Below are 12328 nucleotides of genomic sequence, written 5' to 3' on the forward strand. Positions count from 1 at the left end.
CCGTCAGGGCGTGACGGTGACCTCCACCGCGGGGCATGGCACTTCCGCCGGGCGGAATCCGCCATTCGGAGCGGGCACCGGTTCGCCTTCCCGGGCGACGTCCATCAGCGGGCCGCGGAACGCGATGCGGTACGTTCCCGGCGCCTGCAAGTCATAGAAGCGAGCGACGTCCACCTTGCCTTCCACCGACGTGCCGGGGGAGAGGGCGACGTAGCTGTCGGCCGTGGGCGGCCCGCGCTTCGCCATGGGCCCCCGGTACTCGAGCGAGTCACCATCACGGGACACGTCGAAGATGTTGTTGCGTACGCCCTCCAGCGGCGTGTGCCAGCCGAGCACGCGCAGGGATTGCGCCGTGGGATTGCTGAGCTCGAACACCAGCTCCACGGGTTCGCCCGCGCGCACTTGCGCCGGGCCGCTCAGCGTGCACGTCAAGGTCGTTGCCATGGCCGGGGTCTCCTGCGTCGCTTCAGTGGATGGCGCGACGTCCTGTCGCGCCGCGCACGCGCTGCCCAGCATTCCCAGGGACAGCACCGCGATGCCCCACCGCCTACCGGATGAGTTGAACATGGGCCCACGATAACGCGCCCGGAACGCGCGCAGCCCGGTGTTCTGCGTGACGAAGCCGCGGCCGTCCTCCGCGGCGAAATGCTTGCGCACGGAAGCGGTGTGCCGCCACGTCACGACGGGTGGGCATAGGTGACGAGCAGCATCACCACGCCCGCCACCTTCAGGGCCATCAACAGGCCCATGTTGAGCACCACATCGTCGAACCAGTTCTCATCGGGGAACATCATGACGGCGCTCCTTCCGCCTCGCGTGCATCGCGAGACAGAAAGACATTGAGCAAGGCCTGGGCCAACGCGCGTCCTCGCACGGCGGAGACGTGCTTCCTGCGTCCATCCCTCTGGGCGCGCCGGCGCTTTCGCCCCCGTGAAATCACGTGGTGACACACGCGGTCAGCCGCGTCCGTCCGCGCATGGGATTCACGCGTGCGGTGCTGGCACTCGTACGAAGCGTATCGGAACGCCGTGCGGGCCCCCTAGGATGCGGGCCATGCGAACGCTCATCTCCTCCCTTGTCTGCCTGCTGATGTCGGCGTGTGCCCATGCGCCGGCCTCCGCACCCGAATCCGCGCCGCGCGCCGAGGCCCCCGCGGCCACGCCGTCCGCTGAAGCCCCGGCGACCCCCACGCCCGTCGCGGGGCTGCCCCACATGGAGCCGCCCGCCCCGCCGATGCCCGGCTGGATGCAGGTGCGCAAGGCGGACGCGTTGTCGCGGGAAGAGAAGTTCGCGGAGGCGCTGGCGCTCTATGAAGAGGCCCTGGACGCGGGGAATCGGGACCCGAACGCCGCGTACTCCGCGGCGTGTTCGGCGGCCCGGCTCGGACGGAAGGACGTCGCGCTGCGCAGGTTGTCCCAGGCCGTGGAGCTGGGCTTCCGGGACGTGGGGTGGTTGATGCAGGACTCGGACCTGGAGCCGCTGCGCGAGGAGCCGGTGTACCTCGCGCAGGTGGAGCGCATCACCACGCTCCCGGACCCCCATCCCACCTCGAGTTCAGAGCTGAAGACGCTCTTCGTGGAGGACCAGAGTGACCGCCAGCGGCCGCTCGATGGGGCGGACGCGTGGAAGCGGGTCGCCGAGCGGGATGCGCAGCGGCGCGAGCGCGTGAAGGCCCTGCTGGCCGAAGGCGCGTTGAAGGAAGGCGCGGACTTCCTGTCCGCGGGGTTCATCTTCCAGCACGGCAACACGCCGGAGGACTACGCCATGGCAAGGCAGATGGGCGCGGAGGCCGCGAAGCGAGGCCACCCGCGTGGCCTGTGGCTGGCCGCGGCGGCCTGGGACCGCTGGCTGATGAACGCCAACCTTCCGCAGCGCTTCGGCACCCAGTACCGCTTCAACCCGGAATCGAAGGCGATGACGCTCCACCCGGTGGACCCCAACGTCACGGACGAGGAGCGCGCGCGCTGGGGCTTCCCGCCGCTCGCGGAGATTCCGACCGTCCTGCAGCGCTAGCCGCGGTGGTGCTCCGGGGCGTGGGGCCCGGAGCCACCTCGCGCGCCCCTCCGCCCGCTACTTCGCGGCGGACGCCGGCGCGCCACCTTCCTGCGCCAGCGCGCGCACCAGCTCGAGCGCGCGCCGTACGTGCTCGCTGACGCGAATCTGCGACTCGAAGCTGTCGCGGACGATGCCCGACCGGTCCACCACGAAGGTCACCCGTCCGGGCAAGAGGCCCAGGAACGACGAGGACACGCCGAAGGCCTCACGTGCCTCGCCGCGCGCGTCGCTGAGCAGCTTGAAGGGCAGCCGGTGCTTCGCCGCGAAGCCCTCGTGCGAGCCCACCGAATCACCGCTGATGCCCACCACCTCCGCGCCCGCGGCGACGAAGTCCTCGTACTGGTCCCTCAGTCCACAGGCCTGCGCCGTGCAACCGGGCGAGTCGTCCTTCGGATAGAAGTAGACGACCAATACCTTCTGACCCACCAGGTCTCGCAGCCGCACCGACTGCCCACCCGCGCCGGTGAGGGTGATGTCCGGTACCGCATCGCCTTGCTTCAGCAGCTTCGTCTTGGCCATGACGTCCTCGCGTCGCCCCGGAGTCTGGCCGGTGCGTTCAACGCCGGGCTCATCCCATCTGGCCCGCTGCATCCCCACAAGTAATCCGCCGTGCCGAAAACGGGCGTCAAAGACGACCTCTGGATGCCTGCTTGCCTTTCGGGCGGTTGATACGGCGCCTAATGATGGGCGTCCTTCTCGACGCACCCTGGAAGTCGCCAGCGCATCTCATAAAGTGTGGGGAAGCGGTGTCGCTCCCCCGTCCGGCAGGCGACAGCCCTGTGCGCGGCCGGACCCGAAATTTCGGGCACCATCGCTGTGGTCGTCTTAGCTTTCGAGGCGGGAAGAGGCAGCTTAGGTCAGAGGTCAGGGCGGAAACTTTCGCCGGAGTTGCGCGCCGCACCGTTCAGGCGTAGGACGCAGCTTCGGGGGGTTGGTCAGGAGCGGACATGGTCGGCCTCGTCGTCGCAGCGCACGGACGTCTGGCGGAGGAGCTGGTCTCCACCGCGGAGCAGATCGTGGGAGAGCTTCCCGCGGTGGCAGCCTGTAACATCGAGCCTGGAACTCCTGTCGAGGACATCCGGGCGAAGATGAAGCAGGCAATCGCCCGAGTGGATGAGGGCGCGGGTGTCATCATCCTGGCCGACCTCTTCGGAGGTACGCCCTGTAAGGAGTCGCTGATGATGTGTCAGCGAATGAATGTGGAGGTCCTTGCTGGCGTCAACCTGCCCATGCTGCTGAAGGCGAACTCGCTCCGTTCGGAGCAGTTGTCGCTACCGGAGATGGCCAACCAGCTGGCTTCCCACGGCCAGCGCAACATCACCTGCGCATCCGCCCTGCTTCGCGAGGCACAGCAGCCGCGAACTTGACGGACCCGCGCGGGTCGGCGATTCGAGACTGCCGTGATCACCCTGGTCCGCGTCGACAACCGCCTCATCCATGGTCAGGTCGTCGAGGCCTGGCTCCCGTTCCTCAAAGTCTCCCGGGTGGTCGTGGCGGATGACGAGGCGGCTTCCAGTCCTCTCATCCGCGCCGCCATGGCCCTGGCCGTCCAGAGCGCCATCGAGGTGCAGATTCTGCCCCTGTCCCAGGTGGACTTCGCCGCCCTGTCCAGGGACGGTGTGCGCACCCTGGTGCTGCTGAGGGATGTCGCCTCGGTGCCCTTCGCGCATGCGCACGGGCTGGCCATGGATGAGCTGAATCTGGGCAACGTCCACTTCGGCACCGGCCGCAGGCAGGTCTCCCCGTCCGTCTTCCTGGCGGAGGCCGAGCTGACGACGCTCCAGCAACTGGCCGACCAGGGCGTCCGGGTGGCGGCCCGCGCGGTGCCCGCCGAGAAGCCCGTGGACCTGCCGGACCTCCGCGAGCGGTGGGCGAAGGCCGGGTGAGCGCGTGAGCGTCGTCTGGACCCAGGTGGCGCTTGCGGGGCTGTGGGGCGGACTGGTGGCATTGGAACGCAAGGCGTTCCTCCAGGCCATGATGTCCCGGCCCCTGGTCGCGGCCACGGTCATGGGCGCACTGCTCGATGACGTGGCATCGGGTCTGGCCATCGGCATGCTCCTGGAGCTGTTCTTCCTGGGCACCGCCAACCTGGGCGCCGCGCTGCCGGAGAACGACACCCTGGCGGCCACCGGCACCAGCGCCGCCGCGGCCACGTTGTCCGCGGCCACGGGCGCGGGCTCCACGCCGGCCATCTGGTCGCTCGCCGTGCTGCTGTTCATCGGCCTGGGACGCGTGGGCCGCAAGGGGGACCGGCTGCTGGAGGGCTATACGGCGCGGCTGGCCCGGGTGGCGCTGGCCTCCGCGGAGGCGGGGAACATCACCCGCGCCATGCGGCAGAACCTGTGGGGGATGTGGCCCCACTTCGCCGTGTACGGCACGCTCACCGCGCTCTGCGCGCTGCTGGGCTTCTTCATCGAACCGTTGCTCCAGGCGCTGCCCCCCGTGGTGGTGCGCGGGCTGGCGTGGGCCTGGCCGGCCATGGCGTCCGTGGCGGCGGCCATCGCGGCGCAGGGCAGCCACGCGCGGCGCGCGCCGCTCTACGCGGGGCTGGGCGCGGCGGTGGTGACGGCGTCCGTCGTGTGCGTCATCCTCCTGGAGGGCCGATGAGCGCGCCCCCGGCCGCGCTTCCCTTCGGCGTGCTGCTGCGCGTCTTCCTGCGCTCGCTCTTCCTCCAGGCGTCATGGAACCCCAAGGGCATGCAGAACCTGGGGCTGGCCTACGCCGTCTATCCCGCGCTGGCGGCGCTGTACCCACAGGGGCCCGCGCGCGAGGAGGCGGTGCGCCGCCATCTCGTCTTCTTCAACACGCACCCCTACGTCGCGGCGGCGATTGTCGGCGGCGTCATCAACCACGAGGAGCGCATTGCCCGGGGGGAGGAGACACCGGACAAGGTGGTGGCCTTCAAGGCCGCGCTCATGGGGCCCCTGGCCGCGCTGGGGGACGGCTTCTTCTGGCTGTCCCTCAAGCCCGCGACGGGGGCGGTGAGCGCCGCGCTGGTGCCGCTGCTGGGCGTGTGGGCGGTGCCGCTGTTCCTGGTGCTCTACAATCTGGTGCACCTGCTGCTGCGGGTGCGCCTGTACTGGCTGGGCCTGACGCTGGGAGACCGGCTGGTGGAAGCAGTGGCTCGCGCCAACCTCCCCGCGCGGGGGGCTCGGCTGCGGGCGGTGGCGGCGGCGAGCGCGGGCGGTGTGGCCGCCTGGCTCGCGGTGTCATTCGGGGCCAACGCGGGTGGGCTGTATGCGCCCCTGCTGGCGGCCGGATGCCTGGCCCTGGGGGTGGCGTCCTACGTGCTGGTCAGCCGTCGGGTGCCGAACTACGTGGTGCTCTATGTCGCGGCGGGCCTGGCCTGCGTGGCGGGAGCGTTCCTCTAAGGAGAGTGGGAGTCGCGATGGCAAGCGTGGTCGAAGGGACATACGAGATCATCAACGCGCTGGGGCTGCACGCCCGGGCCGCGGCGCAGATGGTCAAGGTGGCCAACCGGTTCAAGAGCGAGGTCACCATCGAAGCCCAGGGACAGCGGGCCAATGCCAAATCCATCATGGGCGTGCTGATGCTCGCCGCCGCCCAGGGCACCCAGGTGAAGCTCACCTGCAAGGGCGACGACGCGGATGCCTGTCTCCAGGAGCTGGCGAAGCTCATTGGTGACCGTTTCGGCGAGGCGCAGTGAAGGGTTGGTCGGAAAACGCGGTAGACGGACAGGAACGGAAGGAACCGTGAGCAGCCAGGCCACCCCCACTCTGAGGTTGTTGGGCATCGGTGCCTCTCCCGGCGTGGCAGTGGGGCACGCCTTCATCCTGGACCGCAAACGCATCCGCACGCCCAAGCTGCGGCTGGCGGAGGCGGAGGTCGAGCCCGAGCGGATGCGGATGAAGACAGCCATTGACCTGTCCGACCGCCAGCTCGCCGAGCTGAAGGAACAGATTACGCGCACCGAGGGCAGCGACCACGCCCTCATCCTTGAGGCGCACCGGTTGATGCTCCACGACCCCATGCTCGTGGACGAGGTGAACCGGCTCATCATCGAGGACCGCATCAACGCCGAGTGGGCCGTCCGGCGCGTGGCGCGCAAAATCAAGCACCTGTTCGACAACATCCCCGACGAGTACTTCCGCGAGCGCCGCTCGGACGTGGACTACGTCGCCGACCGAATCATCCGCAACCTGATGGGGCAGGTGGTGGATGAGGAAGTGGAGGTCCCCGCGGAGGCCATCGTCGTCGCACACGACTTGTCTCCGGCGGACGCGGCGCTGATGGCGCGCAGCGGCCGGGTGGGGGGCTTCGTGACGGACCTGGGCGGCCAGACGAGCCACACCGCCATCGTCGCCCGCGCGCGGGAGACGCCCGCGGTGGTGGGCGCCGGCCGGGCCAGCGAACAGATTTCGCCGGGCGACCTGGTGGCCATGGATGGCATCCGGGGCGTGGTGCTGGTGAACCCCTCGGACGAGCAGCTCACCGTCTTCCGCGAGGAGCAGCGCCGCTACCAGGAGAGCGAGCGGCTGGCCCTGGCGACCAAGGACCTGCCCGCCGTCAGCACCGACGGCTTCCAGATTCGCCTCAACGGCAACATCGAATTCCTGGAGGAAATCCCCTCGCTGCTGGCGCACGGCGCGGAGGGCATTGGCCTGTACCGCACCGAGTTCATGTTCCTGGACCGGAAGACGGCGCCCACCGAGGAGGAGCACTATCGCGCCTACCGCCAGGTGCTGGAGGCCATGGGCGGGCGCCCCGTCACCATCCGCACGTTGGATTTGGGCGGCGACAAGGTGCCGGGCAAGACGAAGCACGAGAAGGAACCCAATCCGGCCATGGGCCTGCGGGCCATCCGGTACTGCCTGTCCAACCGGGAGCTGTTCCGCACCCAGCTGCGCGCCCTGCTGCGCGCCAGCGTGCACGGCAACTTGCGGCTGATGTTCCCCCTCATCTGCGGGGTGAGTGAGCTGCGTGAGGCCCGCAGCGAGCTGGAGGCCTGCCGCACGGAGCTGGGCCGCGCGGGTGTCCCCGTGGGCAAGCGCTTCCCCGTGGGCATCATGGTGGAGACGCCCAGCGCGGCCACCATCGCCGACCGGCTGGCCCAGGAGGCGGACTTCTTCTCGGTGGGGACCAACGACCTCATCCAGTACTCGCTGGCCATCGACCGCCAGAATCGCGAGGTCGCCTACCTCTACCGGCCCCTCCACCTGTCCGTGCTCCGGCAGCTGCGCGGCATCATCGACGCGGGCCGGGCGGCCAACATCCCCGTGTCCATGTGTGGGGAAATGGCGGGAGATCCGCTCTACACCCTGGTGCTGCTGGCGCTGGGCTTCGACGAGCTGTCCATGACGTCGGGGCAGATTCCGGTGGTGAAGCGCTTCCTGCGCCGGGTGAGCCGCGTGGACGCCATGGACCTGCTTCAGAACGCCATGGAGCTGACCACGGCGGAGGAAATCGAGCGCTACGTGCGCACGGAGATGGACCGCCGCTTCAGTGAGACGATGGAGCCGGGCGCGCCGGGAGTCGGGAACGCGGAGCCCGCGGACCACGAGCCCTCCGAGCACGGGGCCTCGCCCTCGGGACGGAACACGGCCTGACCCCGCGCCCGTGCGGGCGGGGCGGACGGCGGTGGCTTGCCAACATGGCTACCGGACCCGAAGGGGATTCCGGACGCGAGCCGTCGTGTGCAACTTGCCGGGACGAGCACACGGGCTCGCCCCAGGAGCAAGCATGTTCAATCCCGCCGACATCCAGATGGGTATGACCGCGAGAGACCGGGACGGTGAGAAGGTGGGCACCATCATCGCCGCGGACGCGGCGGGTTTCTTCATCGGCAGGGGGCGCCTCTTCACGCGCGACTGCCGGCTGTCCTTCTCGGATGTGGCGGACATCGACGGGGAGGACGTCTACCTGCGTGAGGAGTTGTCGCACCTGCCGGACCTCAAGCCGGAGGCCCTGGCACCCGCGCGGCGGACCTCCACCACGGCGGGCCTGCCGCTCCAGCACGATTTGACGGGCGGACTGGGCTGGGCGGACGACGACACCGACGAAGAGTCCTCGGCGCCATCTTCGGCCCGGGAGCCCTCCGGCATGCAGCAGTGGGCCCGCGGGGAGGGCGACGCGGCGCCTCGTCGCGAGGCGCCTTCCGCGGATGCGCGGCGGTACACGCGCCACTGAGCGCCCCCGCCGCGGCGTTGCTCACCAGCTCGACTTGATGACGCCGGGAATCTCTCCCCGGAGCGCCTTCTCACGAAACGCGATGCGAGACAGGCCGAAGCGCCTCAGGTTGCCCCGAGGCCTTCCCGTCAGCGCGCAGCGGTTCGTCACGCGGTTGGGGTTCGAGTCGCGGGGCAGTGACGCCAGCGCGTCCTGCGCCGCGCGCCTTTCTTCATCGGGCAGGGTGAGGTCGCGGATGCGCGCCTTCAGCGCCGCGCGGCGCTTCGCGTACTTCGCGACCAGGGCCTTGCGCTGCGCGTTGCGCGCGACCTTGCTCTTCTTCGCCATGGCTGTGTCTTTCTCGCTCAGGGGGGCGGGGGAGGGACGACGTTCAGGTGGGGCGGCAGTGCCGGGGATTCGTCCGCGTCGTCCGCCCCGACGTCGACGAGCAGCGGGGGCGCGAACTCACGGCCATGAAGCCGGTGCCGCGCGGCGGCCCGGAGGCGGGTGGGGCGGGTGGGGCGTCCATCGCGCCGGCGCATCAGAGCTTCACTCCCTCCGCGAGCAGCTCCCGCACCACGCGGTCGATGCCGCGCTGGTTGATGATGCGGATGCCGTGCGTGCTCACCCGCAGCTTCACGAAGCGGTTCATGCTGGGCACCCAGAAGCGGTGCCACTGGAGGTTCGGCAGCGAGCGCCGCTTGTGCCGGTTGTTGGCGTGGGAGACGGTGTTGCCGACGAGCGGCCGCTTCCCGGTGACCTGGCAGACCTTCGACATGGTGGGGTCCTCTAGAGTGCTTCGATGGAGAGAAAGAGCCGCCGCCGGCCACTGCGGGCGATGGCGGGGGAGCGGTGCACGGCGCCGTTGCCCTGATTGCCGGGCCAGGACTCGCCCTTGAGGAGCGCCACGTCGAAGCGCTCCAGCGCGTGGACGGGCGCGCCGGGCCGCGTGACGTCACCCGAGGCGCCCAGCGCGCCGCGCGCGACGTGCGCGTTCTCCAGCCATTCGGTGGCCGGCCCCGCGTAGGTGCAGAGCAGCCGGACGCCTACGCGGTCCACGTGGAAGCGCGGGCACATGTCGCTGGCCAGGATGTGAAGGCGGACGCCCAGCTCCGCCGCGCCGAACAGGTCCGTGTAGAGGTGCAGGAGGAAGTGCACGTCCGTGAGCCAGGTCTCGAAATGGGGCCCCTGGGGCAGCCCATCCAACCGGCGCCGCAAGTCCGGCGCGTCGCCCCGTACGCGGGCGATGACGTCCAGCTCGCGGGTGGCCGCCACGTCGCTGAGCCAGTGCGCCAGCGGCGTGTCCAGGCCCCGGCGCCACACGCAGAGGTTGAGGTCCTCGCGGTAGATGCCCGCGAGCTCCTCGGGCGTCCACACGAAGGCATGGGCGGGCGGAGCGAGGGCGCGGAGGGCGGGCTGCATCAGGCGTGCTCCCCGTCCTCATCGGGCGCGTCCGTCCGCTGCACCTGCCATTCGGGGAAGGGGTCCTCCAGCCGCGCCCAGTGTTGGGGGCCCCGCGCCAGCTCCTCCGGCGTGAGCAGACAGGCCTCCAGCAGCCGGGCCATCTCCTCGTGGTCCGCGTCCTGGGTGATGAAGACGATTTCCTGCCGCCGGTCGCCGTGTGGGCCCACGCACTCGCGCTCGATGTCCGCGCGCGCCTGGGCATCCTCCGGCCACTCGGCGCGGGGCATCGCGTCCCACCACACGCCGCCGGGCTCGAAGCTGCAGGCGCCGCCCGCCTGGGCCCAGACACCGGCGATGTCCATCCGCGTGGCGAGCCAGAAGAAGCCCTTGGAGCGCAGCACGCCCTTCCAGCTCTCATGGATGAAGTCCCACAGCCGCGCGGGGTGGAAGGGCACGCGGCCGCGGAAGACGAAGCTGCGGATGCCGTAGGTCTCCGTCTCCGGCGTGTGTTCGCCCCGCAGCTCCTTGAGCCAGCCCGGAGCGCGCCGCGCGCGTTCGAAGTCGAAGCGGCCCGTGTTGAGCACGGCGGAGGGTGGCACGCGGCCCCGCTCGGAGGTGACGAGGTGCGCGTCCGGGTTGAGCTTGCGCAGGATGTCCTTCATCCGGGCCAGCTCCTCCGCCGGGACGAGGTCCGTCTTGTTGAGGACGAGCACGTCCGCGAACTCCACCTGCTCCACCAGCAGGTCCACCACGGTGCGCTCGTCCTCGTCCGCCGCGGCCAGTCCGCGCGCGGCGAGGTCATCCGCGGCGCTCCAGTCCCGCAGGAAGTTGAGGGCGTCCACCACCGTGACGAGCGTGTCCAGCCGCGCGACGTCCGACAGCCCCTGGCCCTGCTCGTCCGTGAAGGTGAACGTCTCCGCGACGGGCAGCGGTTCGGAGATGCCGGTGGATTCGATGAGCAGGTAGTCGAAGCGGCCCTCCCGGGCGAGCCGGGAGACCTCCAGCAGCAGGTCCTCGCGCAGCGTGCAGCAGATGCAGCCGTTGGACAGCTCCACCAGCTTCTCGTCCACGCGGCTCAGCGCGCCGCCGCCCGTCTTCACCAGCCGACCGTCGATGTTCACCTCGCTCATGTCGTTGACGATGACCGCCACCCGCAGGCCCTCCCGGTTCTGGAGGACGTGGTTGAGCAGCGTCGTCTTGCCCGCGCCCAGGAAGCCGGAGAGCACCGTCACCGGCAGCCGGGCCGTGGCCGCGGGCGCCGTCATGGCTTGCCCTCCACGAACATCACATGCTTGCGCACGCGCGGGTCGTACTTCCTGAGCTGGAGCTTCTCCTGCGACTTCCGCTTGTTCTTCGTCGTTGTGTAGACGTAGCCGGTCCCCGCCGACGACACGAGATGGATGATGGTGCGGTTTCCCTTGGGCATGGTGGGCTCCAGCCGCGCGGACATGACAGGGCATGCCGCGACGATGCGCTGCCGCGGAGTCACGTCGGGATGGCGGTGTTGATGTGTCGGGTGTTGTTGTATCTGAGTTGCGTTTACGGCGCAAGCAACTGCGCGGGCCCGGCGTCCGGGAAGCGCGCGCCGCTAAGCCTCGGCGTCTTCGTCCACGTCCGGGGCGCGAGTCGCGCCTTGCCGCTTCCGGTAGCGCCTGATGGCGCGCTCCAGGGGGCGCAGGCCCGCCAGGCACAGCAGGGCGATGGTCATGGTGGTGACGGCGGCGAAGTAGAAGCCCAGGCCGGCGGCCAGGCCCACGGACGCGGTGAGCCAGAGGTTGGCCGCCGTCGTCAGGCCCTTCACCTGTCCGTTGTGGCGCAGGATGACGCCCGCGCCGAGGAAGCCGATGCCCACCACCACCTGGCTGGCGATGCGGCTGATGTCGCCTCGGGTACCTTCGGGGGTGTCAGGGCCCAACGCCACTTCGATGAAGACGCTGGCCAGCGTGAAGCAGCACGCGCCCAGGGAGACGAGGATGTGGGTGCGCAGCCCGGCCGCCTGGCCGCGCACCTCACGCTCCAGGCCCAGCACGCCCCCCAGCAGGGCGGCCAGGGCCAATCTCAGCGCGACAATCTGCTCATCCACGAGCGGGGAGCCTACTCACCCAGCTCGATTTTCTCGTCCTTGTCCGCTTCGCTCAGTTCGGGATTGGGCAAGGTGGCCAGCGTGGCCGTCAGCAGCTTGCTGGACGGCACCACGTAGGGCGCCACTTCTTCACCCAGCTCCTGGACGTACTGGCTCACGCGCTGCTCGTAGTCCTCGTCCTTGGAGTTCCAGCTCCCGGCGGCCTCGGCGGACCAGACCTCTTCACCGTCGCGGCAGCGCACCAGCTTCGCGCTCACCGCGGCCTCCGCGCCGCTGCCCCGGAGCTGAATCTGGGGGGACAGCCAGAGCACGCCCTCCAGCCCCTCCACGCACAGCGTCTTGAACGTGGCGTCCGTGGGCACGTCGGGCAGCGCCGCGCTCTCCTTCACCAGGAAGTCACGGTTCTGGTTCACCCACTGGCGGGCGATGAGGCTCCACAGCTCGCCCACGGCGACCTTGCCGTCGGGCAGCGGCTGCGTCACCACCACCAGTCGCTTCACCTGGTGCCTGTCCACCGTGTCGTAGTCACTGCGCAGCCGCTGATTCTTCACCGCGGAGCATCCGGACAGCAGGCCCAGCCCGAGCACGGGCAACAGTCGCTTCATCATGATGTCCCTCTCCCGGCCCCCTTCCGCGGGAAGGGGGCCTCCTTCAGGTGCA

Annotated in this window: 18 protein-coding genes; 8 read left to right on the forward strand and 10 right to left on the reverse strand. The window is 69.9% G+C overall.

Features of this window, described 5'->3' with window-relative positions; translation table 11 throughout:
* Positions 1-3 precede the first annotated feature (3 nt).
* Positions 4-657: a protease gene (locus BLU09_RS09160; protein WP_244171564.1), complete on the reverse strand. Its 654-nt coding sequence runs from the start codon at positions 655-657 to the stop codon at positions 4-6.
* A gap of 396 nt (positions 658-1053) precedes the next feature.
* Here BLU09_RS09160 and BLU09_RS09165 point away from each other — a divergent pair, with 396 nt between their 5' ends.
* Positions 1054-2013 carry a TPR end-of-group domain-containing protein gene (locus BLU09_RS09165; RefSeq protein WP_244171565.1) on the forward strand — a complete coding sequence of 320 codons (960 nt, stop codon included), beginning with the start codon at positions 1054-1056 and terminating at the stop codon, positions 2011-2013.
* A gap of 57 nt (positions 2014-2070) precedes the next feature.
* On the opposite strand, the gene BLU09_RS09170 is transcribed toward BLU09_RS09165, so the two are convergent.
* Complete coding sequence (locus BLU09_RS09170) at positions 2071-2574, reverse strand: peroxiredoxin (protein WP_090488292.1); 504 nt, start codon at positions 2572-2574, stop codon at positions 2071-2073.
* Between the two features lie 428 nt (positions 2575-3002).
* Here BLU09_RS09170 and BLU09_RS09175 point away from each other — a divergent pair, with 428 nt between their 5' ends.
* From BLU09_RS09175 to BLU09_RS09205, 7 genes are all read left to right on the forward strand, one after another.
* Positions 3003-3422, forward strand: a complete 420-nt coding sequence (locus BLU09_RS09175) for a PTS sugar transporter subunit IIA (RefSeq protein ID WP_011556465.1) — start codon at positions 3003-3005, stop codon at positions 3420-3422.
* 33 nt (positions 3423-3455) lie between these two features.
* Positions 3456-3941: a PTS sugar transporter subunit IIB gene (locus BLU09_RS09180; RefSeq protein ID WP_090488294.1), complete on the forward strand. Its 486-nt coding sequence runs from the start codon at positions 3456-3458 to the stop codon at positions 3939-3941.
* 4 nt (positions 3942-3945) lie between these two features.
* A complete protein-coding gene (locus BLU09_RS09185; protein ID WP_090488296.1) occupies positions 3946-4662 on the forward strand; it encodes a PTS sugar transporter subunit IIC in 717 nt (238 codons plus the stop codon).
* Positions 4659-5426 carry a PTS system mannose/fructose/sorbose family transporter subunit IID gene (locus BLU09_RS09190; protein ID WP_090488299.1) on the forward strand — a complete coding sequence of 256 codons (768 nt, stop codon included), beginning with the start codon at positions 4659-4661 and terminating at the stop codon, positions 5424-5426. Before BLU09_RS09185 ends, BLU09_RS09190 begins: the two co-directional genes overlap by 4 nt.
* 17 nt (positions 5427-5443) lie before the next feature.
* Positions 5444-5722, forward strand: a complete 279-nt coding sequence (locus tag BLU09_RS09195) for an HPr family phosphocarrier protein (protein WP_002633201.1) — start codon at positions 5444-5446, stop codon at positions 5720-5722.
* 46 nt (positions 5723-5768) lie between these two features.
* Positions 5769-7622 carry a phosphoenolpyruvate--protein phosphotransferase gene (gene ptsP, locus BLU09_RS09200; RefSeq protein WP_090488301.1) on the forward strand — a complete coding sequence of 618 codons (1854 nt, stop codon included), beginning with the start codon at positions 5769-5771 and terminating at the stop codon, positions 7620-7622.
* A 133-nt stretch (positions 7623-7755) separates the two neighbouring features.
* Complete coding sequence (locus tag BLU09_RS09205) at positions 7756-8202, forward strand: hypothetical protein (RefSeq protein ID WP_186817772.1); 447 nt, start codon at positions 7756-7758, stop codon at positions 8200-8202.
* A 21-nt stretch (positions 8203-8223) separates the two neighbouring features.
* Here BLU09_RS09205 and rpsN read toward each other — a convergent pair whose 3' ends face one another.
* The 8 genes from rpsN to BLU09_RS09240 form a co-directional block, all read right to left on the reverse strand.
* A complete protein-coding gene (gene rpsN, locus BLU09_RS09210) occupies positions 8224-8529 on the reverse strand; it encodes a 30S ribosomal protein S14 (protein ID WP_090488305.1) in 306 nt (101 codons plus the stop codon).
* Positions 8530-8546: 17 nt separating this feature from the next.
* Positions 8547-8723, reverse strand: a complete 177-nt coding sequence (locus BLU09_RS38705; RefSeq protein ID WP_167371059.1) for a hypothetical protein — start codon at positions 8721-8723, stop codon at positions 8547-8549.
* Positions 8723-8959 carry a 50S ribosomal protein L28 gene (rpmB, locus tag BLU09_RS09215; RefSeq protein WP_011556457.1) on the reverse strand — a complete coding sequence of 79 codons (237 nt, stop codon included), beginning with the start codon at positions 8957-8959 and terminating at the stop codon, positions 8723-8725. The genes BLU09_RS38705 and rpmB overlap by 1 nt, the downstream gene beginning before the upstream one ends.
* A gap of 11 nt (positions 8960-8970) precedes the next feature.
* The gene (locus tag BLU09_RS09220; protein WP_090488307.1) at positions 8971-9603 is read right to left on the reverse strand and encodes a DUF1826 domain-containing protein; all 633 of its coding nucleotides are present in this window, start codon (positions 9601-9603) and stop codon (positions 8971-8973) included.
* Positions 9603-10850 carry a zinc metallochaperone GTPase ZigA gene (zigA, locus tag BLU09_RS09225; RefSeq protein ID WP_090488310.1) on the reverse strand — a complete coding sequence of 416 codons (1248 nt, stop codon included), beginning with the start codon at positions 10848-10850 and terminating at the stop codon, positions 9603-9605. Before zigA ends, BLU09_RS09220 begins: the two co-directional genes overlap by 1 nt.
* Positions 10847-11011: a 50S ribosomal protein L33 gene (rpmG, locus tag BLU09_RS09230; protein WP_090488763.1), complete on the reverse strand. Its 165-nt coding sequence runs from the start codon at positions 11009-11011 to the stop codon at positions 10847-10849. The genes zigA and rpmG overlap by 4 nt, the downstream gene beginning before the upstream one ends.
* A gap of 162 nt (positions 11012-11173) precedes the next feature.
* A complete protein-coding gene (locus BLU09_RS09235; protein ID WP_090488312.1) occupies positions 11174-11668 on the reverse strand; it encodes an MgtC/SapB family protein in 495 nt (164 codons plus the stop codon).
* An 11-nt stretch (positions 11669-11679) separates the two neighbouring features.
* A complete protein-coding gene (locus BLU09_RS09240) occupies positions 11680-12276 on the reverse strand; it encodes an MXAN_6521/LA_1396 family lipoprotein (RefSeq protein WP_090488314.1) in 597 nt (198 codons plus the stop codon).
* Positions 12277-12328 lie beyond the last annotated feature (52 nt).

Source organism: Myxococcus virescens, from assembly GCF_900101905.1.
GTDB classification, from domain to species: Bacteria; Myxococcota; Myxococcia; order Myxococcales; family Myxococcaceae; genus Myxococcus; species Myxococcus virescens.